The sequence below is a fragment of the Nesterenkonia pannonica genome, from assembly GCF_019575955.1.
GTDB lineage: Bacteria > Actinomycetota > Actinomycetes > Actinomycetales > Micrococcaceae > Nesterenkonia > Nesterenkonia pannonica.
In genome coordinates this window covers 1,173,338-1,194,172 of the sequence record NZ_CP080575.1, presented here as the reverse complement: position 1 = coordinate 1,194,172, position 20,835 = coordinate 1,173,338, and the positions used below count along the sequence as shown (strand labels likewise).

The window sequence follows — 20,835 nt, the reverse complement described above, 5'->3', positions numbered from 1 at the left end:
GCACCTTGATGCTCAGTGGAGGATCCGTGGGCCGACGCTGAACAGCCCTGCCGACCGTCACCGCTCAGACCTGCTTAAGCATGCTCGCCTACCCGGATCAGGGGCAGAGTCCTTCGTCTGCTTGAGCCGACGGCGCTCGCTCTCGACGTCGTAGTCCGCCGCGGGCCACTTCAAGCCGAGGTCGGCGAGCGCAGCGATCAGCAGCTCCTGCACAGCAAGCCGCGAATACCACTTGCGGTCCGCGCCGATCACGTGCCAAGGGGCGTGATCGGCATCAGTGGCTTCAATGAGCTGTGCGTAGACATCCTGGTACGTCTGGAACTGCGTCCGGGCATCAGCGTCAGAGGGGTCGTACTTCCAGTGCTTGTGCTCACGGTCCAGTCGAGAGAGCAGGCGCTCGAGCTGCTCATCCGCCGAGATGTGCAGCATCACCTTGACGATGACGAATCCGCGTCGGACGAGCTCCTGCTCGAAGAGCTGCAGCGCCTCCGTGCGCCCCTCCAGGTCCTGCTCGCCCAGAGTTCCGCTCACTGCCGGAACGAGGACGTCCTCGTAGTGGGAGCGGTCGAACACTCCGACGTGGCCGGGCCCCGGAAGTGCCGCGATGATTCTTTCGAGGTAGTGCTGACGGCTCTCCTCCTGCGTCGGCCTGCCGAACGCGGCGACGTCGACGCCGAGCGGGTCCATCGCCCCTGCGACGGACGAGACCATCCCACCCTTGCCCGAGGAGTCCATTCCTTGGAGCACCAGCAGGACCCGAGGCCCGCGCTCCACGGCCTCGAGCGCCTTCTCGACGTCCGGGGCGAACAGCTTCTCGCGCCGGGTGGCCTCCTTCGAGCTGCGCCGCTTCACCCGCGCAGCTATGCCCTTCTCCACGGCACGGCGCTCCTCCTCCGGGGCGGCTGCCACATGGGCCCACAGCAGCTCCTGCAGGTCGGCCAGCAGCTCGCCGCGCTGATCCAGGAGCTTCTTTCCGGAGGATTTGCCGCCCTCGAAGCCTCTGCGCCGACGGGTCGGCACCTCAGCCAGATCGAAGGGGCGCTGTACTGTGCGGGTCTCCAGAGGTCGCGCGGATCCTCGGCGAATGGCTGACCTTTGTGCGCACGCGGCCCACGGACTCCCGTGAGCTCTGCGTCCAGCGCAGACTCGCTGACTGGCATGTCGACCTCATTCCTTGCTAATTCTCAGTGGACGCTCAGCTGAGAATCCCACTCTGGGCTAGACACTCCGTCCCTGAACTCTGGAAACCGCCTGGGAGGCAGCCGATGGCCACGCGCCGACAGACCGTCAGCGTGGACGGACGTCAGCTGCGCGTCACAAGCCTCGACAAGGTCCTCTACCCGGCGGTAAGCACCACCAAAGCTGAGGTGCTGGAGTACTACCACGCGGCTGCCCCCGCCATGCTGCCCCTGCTGGCCGGACGGCCCGTGACCCGCAAACGATGGCCGGACGGCACCGGGGCGGGGACTTCTTCCGCAAGAACCTGGAGGACTCGGCACCCGAGTGGGTCAGGGCGGTCAAGGTGCAGCACTCCGACCACGTGAACACCTACCCTCGCAGACTCTGCGGCGGTGCTGGCCTGGTTCGCGCAGGTCGCCGCACTGGAGCTCCACGTCCCCAGTGGCGGGCTGATGCGGCAGCGGATGAGCCTCAGCCTCCCGGCAGCATCAACCCGGATCGGCTCGTGCTGGACTTGGATCCCGGATCCGGCGCCGCACTGGCGGAGTGCGCCCAGGTGGCCCGATGGTGCCGAGACCTTCTCGACTCGATGGGACTCCCCTCCGTGCCGGTCACCTCAGGGTCCAAGGGCATCCACCTCTACGCCGCACTGGATGGGGCCTACACGTCAGCGCAGGTCTCAGAGGTGGCGAAGGAGCTGGCCAAGGCCCTGGAGAAGGACCACCCGGACCACGTCGTGTCCGAGATGCCCAAGGCCAAGCGCAGCGGCAGGGTTCTCATCGACTGGTCTCAGAACAATTCGAACAAAACCACAGTGGCCCCCTATTCGCTGCGCGGCCGCGAGCGTCCGTGGGTGGCCGCGCCCCGCACCTGGGACGAGCTGGAGGACCCTGAGCTGAGGCACCTCGACCTCCACGACGTCATGGACCGCCTGGATCGCGGAATCGACCCCATGGAGGAGTTCTCGGCAGGCTCCGAAGGGGCACCGGAGGACACGCTCACCGCATACCGCTCGATGCGCAGCGCTGACAAGACCCCGAGCCGGTTCCCGAGGCGCGCCCCGAGCCGCGCACCGGAGACCCGATCTTCGTCATTCAGGAGCATCACGCTCGTCGGCTGCACTTCGACACCCGCGTGGAGCACGGCGGCGCACTGGTCTCCTGGGCTGTTCCCAAGGCCCCGCCGCTGAAGCAGGGAGCCCAGCGGCTCGCCGTCCAGACCGAGGACCACCCCATCGAGTACGCCGAGTTCCAGGGGACCATACCCAAGGGCCAGTACGGTGCCGGTGAGATGACGGTCTGGGACCGAGGGACGGCGCAGATCGAGAAGTGGGAGCCTGGGAAGATCATCGTCGTGCTCCGCGGAGAGCCCGACGGCGGTCTGGGCGGTACTCCTCGCCGGTACGCGCTGGTGAGGACCGGCAGGGGAAGGACGACGACCAGTGGATCATGCGGCTCACCAAGGAGCAGCCCTCGACGGACGGGAGGAGGAGCCGAGAGTCTCCGGAGGAGCACCGTCGCGCTGAGTAGGCACCCTTTCCCCGGCCGCTTCCCTCCCCGATGCTCGCCTCCTCGGCAAGCCCTCCGACATCAGGGGCGGAGGCTGGGTGTTCGAAGCGAAGTGGGACGGGTACCGGGTCATCGCCGCCGTCGACGAGTCGGGTGAGGTCCAGCTGCGCAGCCGAAACGGCCATGACATGACCTCCACGTTCCCGAACTGGAGGAGCTGGCCCAGGCAGTCCCGGCTTAGCACCGTCCTGGACGGAGAGGTGGTCGCCCTGAACAGCCGCGACCGTCCCGACTTCGGACGGCTGCAGAAGCGCGGAAAGCTCACCGCGCCGCGGGAGGTAGAACGCGCCGCCCGAGGCAACCCCGTGCATTACATGGCATTCGACCTCCTCCGTACGACGAAGCACGGCGACCTGCGGGGAGAGACGTACGCACGACGCCGAGAGCTGCTGGCTCAGGTGCTCAGTCCGACACGGCACGTGCAGCGGCCCGATGACCTGGGAGAAGACCTGTCCCACGCCATGGAGGTCTCCCAGGAGTTGAGTCTCGAAGGCGTCGTGGCCAAGCGCACCAAGGATGCGTACGACGCGGGTCGGCGCTCCGAAGGATGGGTGAAGCTGAAGCACGCCCAGCACGCCGACCTGGTCATCGTCGGCTTCCGCAGAGGTGCAGGGAGCCGGAGCTCCACCTTCAGCTCTCTGCTGGTCGCAGTGAAGAACGACGCCGGGGACCTCGTATACGCCGGACGAGTGGGCACCGGCTTCTCGGACAGTGAGCTGAAGCGGCTCAGGACCACGCTGAACGGCCTCACCCGCAAGACGCCGCCCTCGAGGGCGTGCCTGCCGAGGACAGCACGGACGCAGTGTGGGTGACCCCACCCTCCGCGCCGAAGCGTCCCATGCCGGATTCACACAGGAGGGACGCCTCCGCCACGCTGCCTGGCGGGGCCTGCGCTGAGCGCCGAAGCATAGGCTGACCCCATGGAGATCAAGGATTCCGCTGCCGACTACCCCGTGACCCACCGCAGAAGCCTGGCTTCGACGCCCATCTTTGAGGTGATCGAAGACCGCTTCGATCTGGGCGGCGAAGAGCTCACCCGCGGGTACGTCAAACACTTCAGCGCCGTCGCTGTCCTTGCGCTCAACGAGGACGACGAGCTGCTGCTGCTGCGTCAGTACCGGCACCCCGTCCGCCAGCTCCTCTGGGAGCTTCCCGCAGGCCTGCTGGACGTCGACGCAGAGTCCATGCAGGCTGCGGCGGTCCGTGAGCTCGCCGAGGAGGCCGACATCAGGGCGCATACCTGGCAGACCCTGCTTGACCTGCACGTCACGCCGGGCATGAGCGACGAATCGACCCGCATCTACCTCGCCCAAGGCCTTGAAGATGTCCCTGAGGCCGATCGCCATGCCCGCCAGGGCGAGGAGGCCGAGATCGTGCCCAGGTGGGTGCCTCTCGACGAGGCCGTTCAGCCTCGTCCTCACCGGTGAGCTCCGGAACAACCTCGCGGTCACCGGCATCCTCGCGCTGCAGGCCGCCCGGTCGCAGAAGCAGAGCCTGCGGCCGTGGGACGCTCCGTTTCGCAGCCACCCGCGCAGCATCCAGCCGTAGTGCGCAGAGAGGCCGGGTGCCCGTGGGGCTCCCGGCCTCTCTGCGCTTCAGCCTCCGCTCAGGCGAGGATCACTCGTAGTTGGACTTATTGATCTCCGCGATGAGCTTTTCGCGCCGCCTGTCCTGGACGACTGCAAGGCGCTCCGCGCGACGTTCCCTACGGGCCTTGGTGGGCCAGGTTGCAATGATGATGATCAGCGAGACCAGCACCACGAATGCAAGCCCCAGATCGCGGCATCGATCCAGAACTGATTGGGGTAGAGGGCCAGCAGGCCGGATTCGGCGCCGTCGAAGGACCACGGGTTGTCAGTCCAGAAGAACGCCGCCCGGTGGAACTCGGCGAAGAACGCCTGCCAGTCCAGGATCGCGAGGACACCTGCGGCCACGATCAGGGCGAGCGTCACCCACGCACCGGCGAAGAGACCTCGGGCGAATCCGCCCGGCCGCCATGCACGAAGCATGAGCAGGAACAGCAGCACCAGCAGTGCCAGGACCAGCCCGGCCGTCACGATCCACCAGACGACCAGCTTCACATCGAACATGTGAGCCACCTCGTCGGCGGTGAAGAGCTGCTCCCCGTCGTAGAGCACATTGCTCAGGTATTCCGTGCTTGCAATGTTGAACAGGTAGTCCATGCCGTAGGAGCCGTAGAGCTCCCGGTCTGCGGTGGACAGGCCCCAGGCGCTGCCGTCCGAGGGGAACCCCGGACGGTTGTAGGTGACCCACAGGAACAGCGGCGACGCCACGAACCTGACCGCAGCCGCGATGATCAGAACCGGTGTGAAGATGGCGATCAGAACCGTCAGGAAGCGGGAGACGCCGCGCTTGGACTTGCGCACCTCTTCATCGATGTCCGCATCGGTGATCTCTTCGTCCGCCGGGCGGGCAGCCGCGGTGGTGGTAAGCGCGCCTGCGGCCCGCTCAGGACGATGCGGCTCATCAGCAGCCGGCGCGTCTGCATGGGTGGGGTGGGTCCGGCCCGGATCGGACTGAGCCGGAACGTCGGTCCGGGTCCGCTCCGCCGACGCTCCGGCGGCCGACGCTGCGTCGCGGTCCTCCGGGAATGTCGATTCGCGATGGGGCTCATCAGCGGCCTCGGTCTCTGGGCGTGAGGACACGTCGGCCGCGCTCAGCGGCGCATCGGCAGAGGCCGATGAGGCTGCATCGGCCCGGTCCTCGCCGGTGGTCGCCTTGGCCGCAGCAAGCTCCTCGCTGAGGGACCGGGTCCGCTGGGGCTTCGCCGGGCCGTCGCCGGGGTCGGCTCCTCCGCTGCGGTTAAGCTGTCCCGTCGGCGCAGCCGAAGCTGCCTGCGGCTCGTCCGCACGCTCAGATGCCGGGGAGCCTCTGGCTGTCCCGAGTCGAGGCGGTCCTCAGGAAGTCGGGCTCGTCCGCGGCGAACGCCCCGTAGTCCAGCCCGGACTCGAAGTCGTCGTCTGCCGCGTCGTGATGCCGCTGCTCGTCAGGATTCTGGCTCATGGCTCCAGACTAAGCGCGCGGGCGGTGTTTGAGGCCCTAAAACGCCCGGAGAGTCCCAAATGGAGGCGGGGCGGCCTCCCTCATCATGCAGTGAGCTGGTGATGACCGCTGTCGTACTCCCCAGGGAGCCCGTTCTGCCTGCCCGCGCGGCCCGGGAGCCGACAATGATCGTGTAGGCCCAGAAGGCGCCGAGGGCGAGCACCCCTATGGCGATGCGAAGCCAGTAGGGAAGGTCGGAGGGGGTGACGAAGCCTTCGATGACCCCTGCGACCAGAAGCACGAACACCAGGCCCACCGCCACGGTGATCAGACGCATGGCCTCTTGGACCAGAGAGTCCGCGCGGCGCATTCTCCCGGCGCGACCCATGACCAGAAGATGCGCAGTCCCGCTGCCCCGGCCACGAACACCGCGGTCAGCTCCAGCAGCCCATGGGGAAGGATGTACACCCAGAAGTCGGCGGCAGCCCCTGCTCATGCATCACGCCGCCCGCCATGCCCACTCCCACGGCGTTGACCATCAGGACGAACGCCGGATAGATCCCCGTCACCCCGAATGCCACGCACTGCACCGCAATCCATGCGTTGTTCGTCCACACCTGGGATGCGAAGGCGGAGTTGGGGTGCTCATAGTAGTAGTTGACGAACTCGTCCTGGGCGTACGCCTGCCTCTGCTCCAGCGGCTGAAGCAGATCCAGCTGGGGATGAGTGGCCGTCCATACTCCCAGAGTGACGGCAACGGCCAACCAGACGGCCGTGACGGCCAGGGTCAGCCACCGGAGACGATAGAGCGCGGTAAGCAGGCTCTGCGTCACGAAATAGGCTGCCGCCGCGACCGGAGGAGGGCCGCTTCCGGTCAGATGCGCCCGTGCTCGCCCCAGGATGGCGGAGAGCTCCGCGGCCGCAGGCGAGTCAGGCTCGGAGGCCTGGACCATCGACAGGTGCACAGAGGCGCGCCGGTAGAGCATCAGAAGCTCATCCGCCTCCTCCGCAGTGAGCCTGTGCCGACGTGCCAGGGCCGCCAAGCGGTCCCAGCTGCTGTGGTGCACGCGCAGGAACGCATCGATGTCCATGGCCGCTAGGCTAGCGTGCATGCGGCGCAGTGTGCTCACCTCCGAGGCGGTATCCCTGGACCTGCCCGCGGTCTCCTGATCACCCGGGAGCGTCTCTTCTGCTGGACCTCCTCCTCTATGGGCTCCTCCTCCTGGTGGCAATGATTCTGCTGGGCGCCTTCGGGGCCGCGTTCGGCGCGAATGAGGCGGCGGCCGTCGCGTCGGTGACTGCGGTGACGCTGCTCTGCCTGGTGGCCGTGCCCGTGGCGGTAGAGACGCTCTCGCGCGGCCGCTCAGCGGGCAAGTTCGTCTTCGGCATCCGTGTGGTGCGCGACGACGGCGGCTCGATCAGGTTCCGGCATGCGCTGCTGCGCGGGCTCGTCCTCGTCCTGGAGCTCTTCACCATGGGTCTGATCTCTGTGGTCTGCGCCCTGGCTACTCGCAGGGGCAAACGCCTCGGCGACCTCGTGGCCGGCACCTACGGCATCGCAGCGCGTCACTCGAGAGTCCAGCCCATGATGCTGCCTGTGCCGCCGAGGATGGCGTCCTGGACACAGGTCGCTGACATCGGGCGTCTGCCGGAGGATCTCGCCGTTCAGACAGGACGGCTCCTGCGGACTGTGGAGCAGTCGGGGCGGGCACGGAACATGCGCGCCCTCGAGGCTGTGGGGCATGAGCTCGCCGCCGAAGTGCGGCAGCATGTGTCGCCCCAGCCGCCTACCTGCTCGCCCCTGGAGCTCCTCGCGGCTGTCATGGCGGAGCGGAGAAACCGGGAGCATCAGCGGCTGGTCAGGTCCCAGGGCCGCCAGCAGCGCCTGGCTGCCAGGCTTGAGCGCATCTGAGCCTGAGGCGCGGATGCGCTAGATGAGGCGCAGGTGTCCTCGGTGGGCCGTCGGCTCTGCGGAGTCGGGGTGCCCTGAGGGTGCCGTCAGGGGGCGGGCTTCTGCCGGGCCGGCGGGACGCTCTCGTCGCCGCGGTCCGTGGCTGCTCTCTGCCGCGATGGCCCCCGCACCGCATCGGCGAGCGCCAGGAGGTCTCCGTCCTGCTGCGCTTCGCGGGACGGTGCGGTCCGGTAGTCCAGACGCAGCACTTCCCAGCCTCGGGGTGCGCTCACCGTGTCGGCGTGCGGAGCGCACAGATCGTAGGTGTGCGGCTCGGCGTAGAGGCTGATCGGCCCGACGACGATCGTCGAGTCCTGATACGAATACGTCAGGGTCGCCGCTGCCGGTCCCTCGCAGCCGCTCTTGCTGCACCGTCGCTTAGAATCCACCCGGCTGACCCTAGACCCCGGATCAGCGGCGCAGCGTGACCGGCACGCTGGAGGGTCGGATTCGACGGAGGGACCTCCCAGCACGCTGAAGCGCCCATCGGCGTCGCGCAGAATGATCGCGGCGTGGACTTCGCCCGACGTCTGCTCGATCTCCGCCGCGTCCCCGCCCGTCTCGAGGTCGATCTGCGTCGAGGAGCGGGCTGGCACCTCCACCTGCTCGCCGCTCTCCAGAGTCACCGACGCATCCTCCTCGCCAGGGTTGAACAGGTGCAGCGCAGCGTCATCAGCCTCCCCGGCATGAGGTCTCCGGGCTGCACTGGAGCAGAGGACGCCGCCCAGCTGAAGTCCGGGGCGGGCGCAGCCGTCTCCTCCTCAGGGTCCTGGTCGACCTCAGTGGGCAGCCCGGTCACGGGATCCCACTCGACCACCGGCTCCTGCTCGACCACCGTCACCACCTCCTGGCCGTCCCCGCAGTGCGCACTGCCGCGTAGCTGGGGACGGGGTCCTGATCAGCCCCGGACTGCACCGACGTCCTCACCAGCACGTCATAGACCCCTGCGTCTTCGATCCCCTCGATGCTCACCACACCGAGAGCTCCCTGCTGCTGGGTGAGCACTCCGGGCGTCTCCAGGATCACCTGACCCTCGGGCCCGAAGACCTGAAGCTCGACGGTGAGCTCACCCGGCTCGTCCGATGCGGGAGCGTAGAGCCACAGCTCAGCGGGTTCGGTCTCGGCCCCTGCCTCCGGCATAGGAACCCCGGCGAAAGTGTGGGCGGCCTCAGGAGCAGACTGGGCGGGCAGGAGCTCCGCACCCTGGCTGGTGCTGCCGGATGCTCTCGAAGAGCGCAGGCTGGAGGCCACGGGCGCCCCTGACGCGGTGACTTCGACGACGAAGGGCTCGTCGCCTTCGGCCAGCGCGGACATGCTGACCTCTCGCTCCTCTTCGGGAGGCACCAGGACGGTCGTGGAGCCCAACGCTCCCCGCTCCCCTCTGCGCCGAACGTGACGACCTCAGCGGTGGCGGGACGGTCATACGGATTGGTGACGGTCAGGACCGAATCGGCTCCGCTCCCCGTCTCGGGGCCCATGAAGAGCTGGCTGCGCTGCGGGCGTGCGCATGGCGATGACGCGACCCCGGCGGACTCCCCTCGTCGGCCTGCTGGATGGTGGCGGTCAGGACGTCCTCCTCGCCGCCGGACTCCAGAGGCACCCTCTCAGCGCTCACTCCCTCAGGAGCAGCGGGGCAGAGCTCCGGCTGACCTCCGTAGTTGGTCTCGACGGTCTGAACGGGTGCCGCCCCGTCTCGCGGTCCTCCGTGGAGAAGGCGCTCCATGCCGCTGATCCCGCACCGAGTGCGGCGATGGTGAGTCCGACGGTGAGCGCGAGACCCCGGACGCTCCCCGCGGCGCCTGCGGCTGGCGGCGTGCCGGGCGGAGGCCGTCCGCGGCGCGGCCGATGAGTCATCTGGTGCGACGAGGTGCTGGGCGTCCTGCCCCGGAGCGGGGCTGCGCCTCTCCCTGCGCGCAGCGCGGCGGGCGTCGCGACGCTGTCGGCGCAGCTTGCGTGCCACCCGGCTCATGGGTCGTCCCCAGCGCGTGGGTTGAGGGGACCCTGACGGCTCGACCCGGCGTGCAGCTGCTCCCGCGAGGCGATGGGCAGAAGGCGCCAGCTGCGGGGCAGCGGCAGAGCGATCAGCACGACCAGCACCAGCAGAGTGCCCACGAAGACCAGGATCGGAAGCTGAAGGGCCGATCGGTGGCCCACGGTCAGCGAGCTGCCGGTGAGCTCCTCGGCAGCAGCGTCCTGCGGCAGGTGAAAGCGGCGCATCCAGGGAAGCTGCTCCGCGCCCGTGGAGCCTTCTGTGGCCGCGGCCAGGGGCTCACCGTCGAGCTGGGCGTTCCATCCCCGGGCGCGTTCGACGGAGAGCTCAAGGAACATCTCCTCCTGCGCATCTGCTGCGGAGATCCAGTCGTCCTCTGAGATGCGTGTCTGCACCCTGTGCCGGTCGCCGGGAATCTGCGCGAGGACTGACCCGTCCGCTGTCACGATCCGCGCCCACGAAATCTGCTCCTCGGCCCGCCAGAGGGGCCCCGGTCAGTCATCCCCACGCTCACCAGCCCCTGGGCCGTCTCGGCAGCTCCGGTGAGCGTCTCGTCCCCGTCCGGGATGAGAATGTGCCCGATGGCAAGCTCCTGCATCAGAGGTCCGACCCTCTCGCTTCCGGGGTCAGGAGGGCTCCGACGAGCTCTGCGGTCCGCTCGTCCGGAGCGTCGAGCTCAGCCTCTGCGCTGTCGGATGCGACGAAGAGGGGCAGGCCGTCCACTGACACAGGGGTGCGGTGAGCATCGAGGGTGCGGCCCTGCCCTGCCGTCAGCTCGGCCTCCACCATTCCGTCTGAGCTGCCCAGAATGAGAGTGCGGAGCTGCTGCGGGCCTGTTCCCTGATCTGCGGCGGAGGCGGGGATGTCGCGCAGACTGCCGCGTTCGACGAGCACAGGCTGGTGGTGCACGGCCGTGATGGTGCGGTCTGAGAGCTCGGCGGTAAGCAGGAGCCTCGGGGCGGCCCATAGGACTGCTGCCGCGAAGACGCCGAGCACCAGTAGCGTGGAGGCGACGGGGAGGAAGCTGCCGCTGGCGCCCGCGGCCGTCGCGGTCCGCAGGGCCATGAGTGCGCACAGGGTGAGGCACAGCAGCGTCGCGGAGACCAGAGGCCCTGTATGGGCTGCGACGAGCTCGCTGCCTGCTGCTCCTGCCGTGAGCCTCGAGGTGGCTGCTGAGAGCAGCAGCGCAGCGAGCGCTGAGAGCCCGGTAAACAGCAGCACACGTCGCGCGGGGGCTGCGACCAGAGCAATGGCCGCAACCGCCAGCAGCGGCGCACCCATGAGCAGCGCGAGCCGGAGGGCCCAGAAATCACCTTCGAGGAATGCTGGCAGCCACGATGCCTACCCGGGCGCTGCGCCGGGCAGCCCCGCAGCCGGGTCGAACGCCTGCGAGTGGCCGAGCAGCTGCTGCCACAGCGGAGCGGACTCTCCCGCAGCATCGGGCGATACGGTCCGGCCCGGCTCAGCGAGCAGAACTGCTGCGAGATTGGATCCTCGATCCAGCGCGGAGACGAGCATCGGCCCGAAGAGAGCAAGCGCGGGAAGCGGCAGCAGCCACGCAGTGCGAGCGCCCCTGCTGCGCATGAGTCCCGCCGCGAAGCAGACGACGACGGTCAGGATGAGCAGAACGGGAGCAGCGGCGCAGACCACGGCCAGCAGAAGCGCCGCACCAGCTGCCGACTCCAGACCGGACCCCCGGCACGGCGGCGCTGCAGAGCACGCACGCCCAGAACGACCGCAGCGGGGAGCACTATGTGAGCCACCACAGCACCTACGCGTCCCTGGTCCCCGGCGATCTGCAGGGCGGGGCCAGGGCCCAGATGAGCGCGGCGAGCATTCGGTGGAAGGCTCGCCTGCTGACGAGCCCAGCCGCCCACCAGGCGGTCGCCGCACTCAGCGGGGCGCTGAGAATGACGATCCAGAGCAGGACGCCGGAGGCATGTCCCAAGGACACCAGCGAAATGAGCAGCAGGACTGCCGAGAAAGGGTCGGCCGCGGACCGTTCGCCCAGGAGTCGGCTGCCAGGAAGCTGGTGGCGTGCTGCCACGTCTCAGCGATGCTCACCGAGACCGGAAGGCTTGCGCCGCCTCCGAGCGACCCTGCCGTCAGCAGCTCCCGGCTGCCGATGAGCGAAACTCCCGTGAGCGCTGTCAGGACGACGAACAGGCCCAGCCTGTCCTCGGACGGGCGGGCAGGCATCTCATCGAACTCGCCGCCCTGCGCACCCACGTCAAAGAGGCTCTGCCCCTCAGCGAGGTCCTCATGGGTCCCCGACCCCGTCCCGCGTCGGACCTGAGGCGCCAGCGTCTCGGCGGTGACGTCACGGCCTCGCTGGACGCTCAGCTGCCTGCGGGAGAGCGTCTGCGGGGAGGCGAGGACGCTCTGCGCGGGCACGATGAGCCTGCGCCGCCTTTCGGCCCGAGCGCCTGAACCTGCGCAGGTGGCCGATCAGCGGGAGGCGAAGAAGTGCGGATGCCGAGGCGCCGAGCTGGCTGAACCCGGCGGTAGGCGCCTTGCAGCTGATGAGGGCCAGGCACCGCAGCAGAGCCAGCACCCACTGCCCGAGCCACAGCGGCAGCACGGCAAGAAGGTGAGCATCTGCGAGGCGGGACATGATCTGCGCACGGCGCTGCTCCCCAGGCAGCCACAGTCCTCCGCCGAGCCGGTGGACAGCCTCTCGCTGAGGCGGCTGGTCCTGGTACATCCGGGCGCGCGGGGCGACAGCCGCCTGAGCCCCACCTCGCGCGCCCTGGCGCAGAACCTTGCGGCCGAGTATTCGGGCGAGAGCCCGGATCAAATCCTCCGAGATCTCCGAACAGCCCGGCGGACACGAGCATCCCTGAGCCGGACACCGCGGGCACCGCATCGCGGCCGTCGTACTGGCCCTGGTCGAGCTCCAGGGGCTCCGTGAGGCTGAGCACCTCACCATTGGGCGCCGCATACAGTCCCACATCTGAGATGCGGTCCTCTGCGAAGCCGGCGTGCAGCTGCTTCGCGCCCACGATCTCGAAGGGAGGGACGATCCCTCCTCCGCCATGCCGCCTGTCCTCCGAGACCAGGAGCCTCTTCTCCAGCTCCCGGAGCGCCTCCGGATGGGGGCGCTGCCGACGGGGAGGATCCACAGCCACTGGTATCGGGGGCGAATCCTTCGCCCAGACCTCGTTCGAGCCTGCGCCACAGGGGCTCTGCTGCACTCCGCCCGGGCCAGTCGTCACCGACTGCTTCGCAGCGCGGCGATCGTCGATGAGCCCCGAACGCAGGGACCGGCTCAGGTCCTGAACACCCGAATAGTCTGAGCCATGGAGCTCCACCACAGAATCGGGACGACGCGTCTGACTCTCCACCGCCTCCCGCAGGGCTCTGAGCGGCCCAGGGTCAGACTCCTCCCCGTCGCCGAAGAGGATGACGGCAGCAATGCTGAGACCGCCGGTGGGGCTGATCAGGCTCTCCGCTTCTTCAGCTTGCGGCGTTCCCGCTCGGAGAGACCCCCAAATGCCGAATCGTTCGTCATTGGCAAGGGCATAGTCGAGGCACTCCTGCTTGACGGTGCAGGCGCCGCAGATCTTCTTGGCGTCTCTGGTGGAGCCGCCCTTCTCAGGAAGAAGGCCTCCGGGTCGGTCTGCGCGCACAGCGCATCGACCTGCCATGCGAGCTCCCCCTCCACCTGCTCCGTGGGCAGAAGGCTGGGCATTCCCACCGTGAGCCGCTGGCTCTCTGCGTCGCCTGGCAGCTCCCGGGGCGCGGACGTCGGAACGGGTGAGCGTCGGGACGGGGCCTCGTCGAGCGAGGTCACCTTGGTCTCGACCTCTTCCTCGACTGCCTTCTCGAGGGCTTCCGCCGCTCGCAGGTATGCCGTCGCCTGATCCTCGATCGAGGCGCCGTGCTCCATGCGATCCGCTGCCGACGGATCAGCCGGGTCTATGAACCAATCGTGAGGGACATCCAGCCCACGGTGCCGCGCCGCTGACTCACCTTCGGTTTCGCCGGTATTCAGCTCGGCTGCGTGCTGTGCCTTCCCCATACGGTGCGGGCCTCCCCAAAGTCGTCAATCCTGTCGCACTGCTGCGTTCGCTTGCCTCGCGCTTAATTACACGGGCGTAAGCACTTCGCCGTCAAGTGGCCCCGGCGTGTCTGCGCGCGGACTCCATCCCGCCTGCGCGATGATCTGCGGTCACTACACTGAGGCGCATGGCTTCCCTCACCCTCGGCAGCTCCCTGAAGAGCCCAGCCGCACCTACTCCGACCTTCTGGACCGGCTCAGCGCCTCACCCCGCCCGGCAGCCGTCTGGTACGACGGCCACTCGGGCGAACGCGTCGAACTCTCCGGCCGAGTTCTCGCCAACTGGGCCGTGAAGCTGATCAACCTCCTCTCCACGGAATGGGAGATCACACCCCAGACTCATCTCATCGTGGACATGCCTCCGCACTGGAAGGCCGCGGCAGTCCATGTCGCGGCCCGAGCACTGGGGCCCGCGGCCGTTCGCTGCGACGCGGCAGCGGACCCGGAGCAGCTGGTGGTGACCTCTGACCCGCAGAGCTGGATCGCAGGCGGAACAGAGTTCGACGAGCTGGCGGGGGTCTCCCTCGGACTCTTGGACAGCTCTTTCGAGGAGGTAGGCGGCGAGCCTCTGCCCGCGTGGGCGCTGGACATCTCAGCTGAGGTGCGTCAGCACCCGATCAGCTGGTGCAGCCTCTGGAGCCGGTCCTCTGCCCCGGTTCGGCAGGATCGTCCTCGTCGCTGCTGATCACGCAGTGGGACGACGTCGCAGCCGAAGCTATGGTGTCGACGCTGGCCGGAGGGGGACTGTCGTGCTGTTCCAGGGCAGCCAAGAGGGCGACGCCTGGCAGCAGATGCTTCGCCAGGAGGGCCTCTCCGGCGCGTGATCCGGCAGGGTCCTGTGCCGGGGTCAGTCCTCGGGGTCGGGCCGAGGATGTCCGCATCGCTGATGGCGTGGGGCGTCTCCACGGAGCCCGTCCGGGCAGCGGATTCCGCTGCATCGGCGTCGCCCGTGAAGACCCAGAACTTGTAGGCCACGAACCTGAAGACCATGGCCAGTCCCATGCCGATGATGGAGCCCGAGACGAACGAAGCCTCCGGAGAGGTCAGTCCGAGGATGTAGAAGCTGATGGCGACGCACCCGGATTGAATGGCCAGCCCGATGAGGTTCATCAGCACGAACATGACCAGTTCGCGGGTCTTGGTCTTGGTCCTGCGGTGCCGGAAGGTCCAGTAGCGGTTTCCGAGCCAGGAGAACAGCGTCGCAACAGCCACAGCGATGGCCTTGGCCTTCACATGGGAATCATCCATGGGCCCCGCGATGAGCCACACGAAGATGACGGTGTCGATGACGAATGCCGCGGCGCCCACCGCCCCGAACTTGGCGACCTCTCGCCAGATCCGAGCGATCAGATCGCCCACCCGCAGGTGCAGCGGCCTCATCGAACAGCCTGGACAGCGTCGGGTGCGGAGGCCAGATAGGCCGTCGTCCCGATGTCGCCTCCGAAGCGGATCGCCTCACCTGGGGCCAGGAAGACGGACTCACCGGGTCCCAGCGTCACATGAGCCGGTCCCTCATCCGCCGGATCCCCAGCACCGTCAGCTTGCCTGCGGTGCACAGAAGGATGCCGGGCGCGTCGACGAGCCGCCGGCTCTTCACATCTCCGTGGGTCTCCACCGAGAAGCGGGTCAGCGCGAACTCCTCGAAGGGAGGCCGGTAGGCGAGCTCGCCGCGGGTGACCAGCTCAGGAGCGCAGCCGGGGCATCGAGCACCTGGGTGTCGGCGACATCGATGAGGGCCCGGGCGTCGATGTGCTTCGACGTCAGACCGCCGCGCAGCACATTGTCGGAGTTGGCCATCACTTCCACACCGGCGCCGCCCAGGTATGCGTGAAGATTCCCAGCGGGAAGGAAGATGGCCTCCCCGGCCGGAGGTCGACCCTGTTCAGAAGCATCGCCAGCAAGATCCCGGGATCGCCGGGGAAGTGCTCGGTGATCCGGGTGAGCGTGTCCCAAGCAGCCGACCCGAGACGATCCGGCGCGGTCTCAGTCTCCTGAACCAGGGCGTGCAGAGCCCGCGCAGCCTCGGCCGACTGCTTCTGACCGGAGGCGAGGATGTACTCGAGAGCCGCCGCGTAGTCCTGACGCTCCAGCTGGTCCTGGACCGTGCTGAGCACCTCACGCAGGGCTGGTCCGCCGTGCCCCCGCTCCTCGGCGAGCGCCTGCACGCTGCTGAGCTCAGACGCTGCCTCCGTGTGCCGTCGGAAGCCGCTCAGGGCGGCGAAGTCGGTGAGGGCCACGATGAGTTCGGGCTTGTGGTGGACGTCCGGGTAGCAGCGGACGCGACTCTCCAGGGGATGCCCTCCGCCTCTTCGGCGTCGAAGCCAAGCCTTGGCCTGATCCGCGGTGGGATGGACCTGAATGGACAGGGGCTTCGCTGCGCTCAGCACCTTCATGAGGAACGGCAGCTCTCCGTAGCGCTGCCCGGACGCGCCCAGAAGCTCCGGGCGCTGGGCGAGGAGCGCGTCGAGGGCCAGAGTCTCGCCGGGGCCGATCTCGACGAGGGATGCCCCGTGGGGTGCGCCCCCATCCACATCTCGGCCTGAGGGTTTGGGGCGACATCCCAGCCGAAGAGGCGGCTGAACGCTGCAGTGGATCCCCAGGCGTACTCGCGGAAGGGATTGGTCATCCTGAACACAGCGCAAGACCATATCAGCGCCGATGCCCCTCAGTCCGGGGAAATGCCCGTAATCTCCCCGAGCGTGGCAGGGATCACTCAGGCTGCTTCTGCAGCAGTGCGAAGAACATGGCGTCCGTTCCGTGGATATGCGGCCAGAGCTGGACGGTCCTTGCGGCGGTTCCCTCGAGAGACGGGCCTGCAGTGAGCAGCTGCTCACCGTCCGGGCGAGCCGCGCTGCGCATCGGCTCCTGGGCATCGAGGAGGGTCAGCTGGGGTGGCGCTTCAGCGCATCCTCCACCTGCAGAAGCGTCTCGGCGTGGTGCGGCGAGCAGGTGGCGTAGGCCAGCAGTCCCTCCGGCTCGAGCACCTCGACGGCCGCGTCGATGAGATCTGCCTGCAGGACCGTCAGGTCGGCGAGATCCTTGGGCTGGCGTCGCCAGCGCGCCTCGGGGCGCCGTCGCAGGGCTCCCAGCCCGGTGCATGGGGCGTCGATGAGGATGCGGTCGAAGGTCTGCTCGGTCTCTCTGATCGTGCGGCCGTCGCCGGTGCGGATCTCCCAGGCGGACTCGTCGACGGGGGCGAGCGCCTTGGCCACCAGTTCGGCTCGGTGCGAGGTAGGCTCGTTCGCCAGCAGGGTCACCTCGTACTGGGCGGCGAGCGCGGCGAGAAGCGCCGCTTTGCCGCCGGGGCCTGCGCAGAGGTCGAGCCAGCGCTCCCCATCTGCACCGCAGGCTCGGCAAGGGCCTGAGCTATCCACTGGGAGCCGATGTCCTGGACGCGCAGGGCCCCGTCACGCACACCGGGAGGCGTCCGACGTCGCCGCCGTGGTGCACGGCTGCGCCGTCGATGAGTCGGCTGGGGCGGCGTAGGCCTCCACCGCTGAGGCGAGGGCCGCCTGCCCGGCTTCGTCGGCGAGGCCCGGCAGACCCACGAGGTGGACTTCGGGAGCGGCGTTGTCGGCCTCGAGGAGAGCCTCGAGCTCGTCCGCGCGCCCGTGGAGCCTGAGGGACTGGCGAAGGGCCCGCACCACCCATGCAGGGTGTGCGTAGCGCACTGCGAGGGCGTCGGTGGGGTCGGCGTCCGCGGTCAGCTCGGCGATCCACCCCTCCAGGGACTTCTGGGAGATGCGGCGCAGCACAGCGTTGGCGAAGCCGCCGGGTAGCGCCGATCTGATCGCGGACGAGGCTGACCGTCTCGTTGACTGCCGCGTGGTCATCGGTGCGCATCGCGAGCAGCTGGTGGGCTCCCAGGCGCAGTGCGTCGAGCACCGGTGCATCGAGGTCGGCGATCTTCCGATCGATGCAGCGACCAATGATCCGGTCGTATGTGCCTGCGGCACGAAGTGTGCCGTAGGTGAGTTCGGTGGCGAACCCTGCGTCGCGCTTGTCGAGCTTGGCGCGGCGAATCTGCTCCGGGAGCACCAGGTTGGCGTAGGCGTCGTCGCGGCTGACGGCGGTGACGGTGCGGAAGGCGGCCAGACGGGCGGGGTCCGCGCGGCGGGTGCGCTGGGAGGGCGCCGCCTTGGAGTACCGGCGGGGCTGATCTCCGGCGCCGCGGGAGCGCTGTCGGCCCGACGCGCTGCGGCGCGGGCCCTGATCATTGGACTTCTCACTCATGGCGGCCTCCCAGTATCGGCGTCTGCTGCTGGCCGCGGAGCCAGTCAGCCGCAGGTGTCATCTTCTTCCCGGCGGGCTGCACCGCAGTGAGCACGACCCCGCCCTCCCCGGTGACCAGCACGGGCACATGGCCTTCTCCCTCTGCGACGGCGGAGAGCGCCTGCCCCGGCGCGGCGGTGCTGGGCAGCTGGCCGTGAAAGCGGCGTACGGGCCCGAGCTTGAGCCGCTGGTCGCCGAGCCAGGTCCAGGCTCCCGGCTCAGGGATCGTGGCGTTGATGCGGTGCATGACCGCCTCGGCAGCTGCGGCAGGGTCGATGTATGCATCGTCACGGGTGAGCTTCGGGGCGAAGCTGGGCTCCCCGCGCTGCGGCGACGGGACGGACGCACCGGCCAGCAGCTGCGGGCTGAGTCCGATGAGCATCTGAGTGCCGAGGGCGGTGAGGGCCTGGAGCAGCTCTCCTGCGCTGACTCCCTCGTCGATCGGGTGCTCGGCGGCGGCGTGGACCGGTCCTGTGTCCATGCCTGCTTCGAGCTGGAAAATGGTCGCCGCGGTAGCGGCCTCCCGTTGAGGATCGCGTGCTGCACGGGCGCCGCACCCCGGTATTTGGGGAGGGATGAGTAGTGCAGGTTCACCCACCCGCGCTCCGGCACATCGAGCGCATGCTGCGGAAGCAGGGCCCCGTATGCGACCACGATGCCCAGGCGGGGCTGTGCTCCCTGAGCCGCCCGGCGACCTCCTGATCGACCCTGTCTGCCTTGATGACAGGCAGACCGGCCTCCTCCGCGGCCTGGGCCACCGGGGAGGGTGAGGTGCGCTTCCGGCCCAAGGGGCGTCGGGCCGAGTGAGCACCGCAGTGATCTCACCGCCGAGCTTCTCCGGACCGGCCGCGAGGAGGCCGCGCAGACAGTCGGCGGCAATGGGCGGGGTGCCTGCAAAGATGATGCTCATGTCGGCATCCATCCTACGGGCGTTGCGGGTGTGGGGTCCTTGGCCTTCGACGCGCATAATGGGGGACTGTGAGTGAGACTTCTGTTCCCGTCGTGGGCGTGCTCGGCGATGGCCAGCTGGCCCGGATGATGGCACCCGCCGCAGTGGAGCTTGGGATCGAGCTGCGGCTGCTGGTAGCTCCGCCTCCGCCTCCGCCGCGCAGGCGATACCCCGGACCACCGTCGGCGACTACCGAAGCGTGGCCGATGTGACCGCGTTTGCGGAAGGGTGCGATGCCGTCACCTTCGACCATGAGCATGTGCCCGCCGAGGTGCTGGCTGCTCTCGAGGACCAGGGGCGAACGCTCAACCCCACCCCCGCCGCATTGGTGTACGCGCAGGACAAGCTGGCCATGCGCCGGGCCATCGACGATCTGGGTCTGCCGAATCCGAGGTGGGCCGAGGTCCGCGCCGCAGAGGATCTGGTGTCCTTCGGCCGGGCAATCGGCTGGCCGGTGGTGCTGAAGACGCCTCGCGGCGGCTACGACGGCAAAGGCGTGATGATCATCCGCGACGCCGACTCGGTGCAGGACGCCGCAGAGTGGTTCGCTCGGGCCCAGCGGGAGGGTGCCACCTGCTGGCGGAGCAGAAGGTCCCGTTCACCAGGGAGCTCTCCGCCCAGATCGCCCGAACGCGGGACGGCGCCGTCGCTCCCTACCCCGTCGTGGAGTCGACCCAGACCAACGGGTGTGCGACGAAGTGGTGGCCCCGGCACCGCGCACATCCCCGCCCACCTGGCAGAGGCGGAGCGCATCGCGCGCGCCGTCGCTGACAGGCTCGACGTCACCGGCATGCTTGCCGTGGAGCTGTTCGAAGTGGCCGAGACCGGCGGAACCGACGCGACCCCGCCGGGCATCTACGTCAACGAGCTCGCGATGCGCCCCCACAACTCCGGGCACTGGACCATGGACGGCTCAGCCACCAGCCAGTTCGAGCAGCACCTGCGCGCGGTCCTCGGCCTGCCGCTGGGCGCGACAGACGTGACCGGCGGCGCCAGCGGTCACGTGGTCATGAAGAACCTGCTCGGCGGAGCGAACCCCAGCCTCCACGCTGCGCTTCCCGCCGCGATGCAGCGCTCCCCCACTCGAAGATCCACCTGTACGGCAAAGACCCCAAGCCGGGGCGAAAGATCGGTCACGTGAACATCCTGTCCCAGACGACCAAGCCCAACGAGGACTACGACACAGCTCGCGCCCGGCTCGAACGGGCCCGCAGGACCGCTGCCGAAGTGGCCGGAATACTCGTGGAGGGCCCAGCATGAGCGAGGACGCCGACAGCGGCCCCTGGTCAGCCTCGTGATGGGATCGGACTCCGACTGGCCCGTGATGCGGGCCGCGGCTGAGGCGCTCGACGAGTTCGGCATCCCCTTCGAGGCCGACGTCGTGTCCGCTCACCGCATGGCCTCCGAGATGATCGACTACGGCAGGCAGGCGCACAGCCGCGGACTGCGGGTGATCATCGCCGGCGCAGGCGGAGCAGCCCACCTGCCCGGGATGCTGGCCTCCGTCACTCCCCTGCCGGTCATCGGAGTTCCTGTGCCGCTGAAGCACCTGGACGGTATGGACTCGCTGCTGAGCATCGTGCAGATGCCCGCCGGAGTGCCTGTGGCGACCGTATCCGTCGCAGGAGCGCGCAACGCAAGCCTCCTGGCGGTGCGCACCCTGGCCGCCGGAGAGGGGCCTGCAGCAGCGCAGCTGCGCGAGAAGCTGGTGAGGTTCCAGACTGAGCTGGCGGCCGCCGCCCACGCGAAGGGCCAGTCCCTGCGCGCAGAGGCTGCCGAGCTGTCCGCCTACCGAGCCCGCGACGGCGTCGCAGGGACCGAGCCCACGCAGTGAGTCCGACCCCCGCGCGCCGAGGCCCAGCC

General features: G+C 68.8%; 21 protein-coding genes and 7 pseudogenes. 6 read left to right on the top strand and 22 right to left on the bottom strand.

Features of this window, described 5'->3' with window-relative positions; genetic code table 11:
* Window positions 1–57: 57 nt before the first annotated feature.
* Window positions 58–1,020 (bottom strand): polyphosphate kinase 2 family protein, encoded by a 963-nt coding sequence (locus tag K0H76_RS08705; RefSeq protein ID WP_258935158.1) that lies wholly within the window; start codon window positions 1,018–1,020, stop codon window positions 58–60.
* 245 nt (window positions 1,021–1,265) lie between these two features.
* Here K0H76_RS08705 and K0H76_RS08700 point away from each other — a divergent pair.
* Window positions 1,266–3,644, top strand: a pseudogene (locus K0H76_RS08700) (ATP-dependent DNA ligase).
* Window positions 3,645–3,667: 23 nt separating this feature from the next.
* Complete coding sequence (locus tag K0H76_RS08695; RefSeq protein WP_258935157.1) at window positions 3,668–4,174, top strand: NUDIX hydrolase; 507 nt, start codon at window positions 3,668–3,670, stop codon at window positions 4,172–4,174.
* A 190-nt stretch (window positions 4,175–4,364) separates the two neighbouring features.
* On the opposite strand, the gene K0H76_RS08690 is transcribed toward K0H76_RS08695, so the two are convergent.
* The 4 genes and pseudogenes from K0H76_RS08690 to K0H76_RS08675 all read right to left on the bottom strand — a co-directional run.
* Window positions 4,365–4,508, bottom strand: a complete 144-nt coding sequence (locus tag K0H76_RS08690) for a hypothetical protein (protein ID WP_258935156.1) — start codon at window positions 4,506–4,508, stop codon at window positions 4,365–4,367.
* Window positions 4,490–5,413, bottom strand: coding sequence for a DUF1461 domain-containing protein (locus K0H76_RS08685; RefSeq protein ID WP_258935155.1), 924 nt, complete (start codon window positions 5,411–5,413; stop codon window positions 4,490–4,492). The genes K0H76_RS08690 and K0H76_RS08685 overlap by 19 nt, the downstream gene beginning before the upstream one ends.
* Window positions 5,414–5,621: 208 nt before the next feature.
* A complete protein-coding gene (locus tag K0H76_RS08680; RefSeq protein WP_258935154.1) occupies window positions 5,622–5,771 on the bottom strand; it encodes a hypothetical protein in 150 nt (49 codons plus the stop codon).
* Between the two features lie 121 nt (window positions 5,772–5,892).
* Window positions 5,893–6,841: pseudogene (locus K0H76_RS08675) on the bottom strand (stage II sporulation protein M); the annotation flags it as partial.
* Window positions 6,842–6,981: 140 nt separating this feature from the next.
* Between K0H76_RS08675 and K0H76_RS08670 the strand changes: the two are divergent.
* On the top strand, window positions 6,982–7,662 hold the full coding sequence (locus K0H76_RS08670; protein WP_258935153.1) for an RDD family protein: 681 nt from the start codon (window positions 6,982–6,984) through the stop codon (window positions 7,660–7,662).
* An 86-nt stretch (window positions 7,663–7,748) separates the two neighbouring features.
* On the opposite strand, the gene K0H76_RS08665 is transcribed toward K0H76_RS08670, so the two are convergent.
* The 11 genes and pseudogenes from K0H76_RS08665 to K0H76_RS08615 form a co-directional block, all read right to left on the bottom strand.
* Window positions 7,749–8,327: a DUF3499 domain-containing protein gene (locus K0H76_RS08665; protein WP_258935152.1), complete on the bottom strand. Its 579-nt coding sequence runs from the start codon at window positions 8,325–8,327 to the stop codon at window positions 7,749–7,751.
* Window positions 8,324–8,536: a hypothetical protein gene (locus tag K0H76_RS08660; protein ID WP_258935151.1), complete on the bottom strand. Its 213-nt coding sequence runs from the start codon at window positions 8,534–8,536 to the stop codon at window positions 8,324–8,326. The genes K0H76_RS08665 and K0H76_RS08660 overlap by 4 nt, the downstream gene beginning before the upstream one ends.
* 2 nt (window positions 8,537–8,538) lie before the next feature.
* Complete coding sequence (locus K0H76_RS08655; RefSeq protein ID WP_258935368.1) at window positions 8,539–9,045, bottom strand: DUF5719 family protein; 507 nt, start codon at window positions 9,043–9,045, stop codon at window positions 8,539–8,541.
* Between the two features lie 94 nt (window positions 9,046–9,139).
* On the bottom strand, window positions 9,140–9,670 hold the full coding sequence (locus tag K0H76_RS08650; RefSeq protein WP_258935150.1) for a hypothetical protein: 531 nt from the start codon (window positions 9,668–9,670) through the stop codon (window positions 9,140–9,142).
* Entirely contained in the window at window positions 9,667–10,137 is a 471-nt protein-coding gene (locus tag K0H76_RS08645; RefSeq protein WP_258935149.1) for a hypothetical protein, read from the bottom strand. The genes K0H76_RS08650 and K0H76_RS08645 overlap by 4 nt, the downstream gene beginning before the upstream one ends.
* A complete protein-coding gene (locus K0H76_RS08640) occupies window positions 10,134–10,289 on the bottom strand; it encodes a hypothetical protein (RefSeq protein ID WP_258935148.1) in 156 nt (51 codons plus the stop codon). The genes K0H76_RS08645 and K0H76_RS08640 overlap by 4 nt, the downstream gene beginning before the upstream one ends.
* Window positions 10,289–10,972 carry a hypothetical protein gene (locus tag K0H76_RS08635; RefSeq protein ID WP_258935147.1) on the bottom strand — a complete coding sequence of 228 codons (684 nt, stop codon included), beginning with the start codon at window positions 10,970–10,972 and terminating at the stop codon, window positions 10,289–10,291. Before K0H76_RS08635 ends, K0H76_RS08640 begins: the two co-directional genes overlap by 1 nt.
* A gap of 60 nt (window positions 10,973–11,032) precedes the next feature.
* Entirely contained in the window at window positions 11,033–11,341 is a 309-nt protein-coding gene (locus K0H76_RS08630) for a hypothetical protein (RefSeq protein ID WP_258935146.1), read from the bottom strand.
* A 243-nt stretch (window positions 11,342–11,584) separates the two neighbouring features.
* On the bottom strand, window positions 11,585–12,085 hold the full coding sequence (locus K0H76_RS08625; protein ID WP_258935145.1) for a hypothetical protein: 501 nt from the start codon (window positions 12,083–12,085) through the stop codon (window positions 11,585–11,587).
* Window positions 12,012–12,488: a hypothetical protein gene (locus K0H76_RS08620; protein WP_258935144.1), complete on the bottom strand. Its 477-nt coding sequence runs from the start codon at window positions 12,486–12,488 to the stop codon at window positions 12,012–12,014. The genes K0H76_RS08625 and K0H76_RS08620 overlap by 74 nt, the downstream gene beginning before the upstream one ends.
* 642 nt (window positions 12,489–13,130) lie before the next feature.
* Window positions 13,131–13,382: pseudogene (locus tag K0H76_RS08615) on the bottom strand (WhiB family transcriptional regulator).
* Window positions 13,383–13,851: 469 nt separating this feature from the next.
* Between K0H76_RS08615 and K0H76_RS08610 the strand changes: the two are divergent.
* Complete coding sequence (locus K0H76_RS08610; protein WP_258935143.1) at window positions 13,852–14,436, top strand: TIGR03089 family protein; 585 nt, start codon at window positions 13,852–13,854, stop codon at window positions 14,434–14,436.
* Here K0H76_RS08610 and K0H76_RS08605 read toward each other — a convergent pair.
* From K0H76_RS08605 to K0H76_RS08580, 6 genes and pseudogenes are all read right to left on the bottom strand, one after another.
* Entirely contained in the window at window positions 14,358–15,110 is a 753-nt protein-coding gene (locus K0H76_RS08605) for a GtrA family protein (protein WP_258935142.1), read from the bottom strand. The genes K0H76_RS08610 and K0H76_RS08605 overlap by 79 nt on opposite strands.
* A 17-nt stretch (window positions 15,111–15,127) precedes the next feature.
* Entirely contained in the window at window positions 15,128–15,250 is a 123-nt protein-coding gene (locus K0H76_RS08600) for a hypothetical protein (protein WP_258935141.1), read from the bottom strand.
* A 127-nt stretch (window positions 15,251–15,377) separates the two neighbouring features.
* Window positions 15,378–16,399 (bottom strand): annotated as a pseudogene (gene manA / locus K0H76_RS08595) (mannose-6-phosphate isomerase, class I).
* A gap of 61 nt (window positions 16,400–16,460) precedes the next feature.
* Window positions 16,461–17,984: pseudogene (locus K0H76_RS08590) on the bottom strand (rRNA small subunit methyltransferase B).
* Entirely contained in the window at window positions 17,977–18,504 is a 528-nt protein-coding gene (locus tag K0H76_RS08585; RefSeq protein ID WP_258935140.1) for a hypothetical protein, read from the bottom strand. The pseudogene K0H76_RS08590 and the gene K0H76_RS08585 overlap by 8 nt, the downstream one beginning before the upstream one ends.
* A gap of 101 nt (window positions 18,505–18,605) precedes the next feature.
* Window positions 18,606–18,677: pseudogene (locus K0H76_RS08580) on the bottom strand (hypothetical protein); the annotation flags it as partial.
* Between the two features lie 381 nt (window positions 18,678–19,058).
* Here K0H76_RS08580 and K0H76_RS08575 point away from each other — a divergent pair.
* A pseudogene (locus K0H76_RS08575) lies at window positions 19,059–20,232 on the top strand (5-(carboxyamino)imidazole ribonucleotide synthase).
* Between the two features lie 37 nt (window positions 20,233–20,269).
* Complete coding sequence (purE, locus tag K0H76_RS08570) at window positions 20,270–20,806, top strand: 5-(carboxyamino)imidazole ribonucleotide mutase (RefSeq protein WP_258935139.1); 537 nt, start codon at window positions 20,270–20,272, stop codon at window positions 20,804–20,806.
* The last annotated feature ends 29 nt before the right edge of the window (window positions 20,807–20,835 follow it).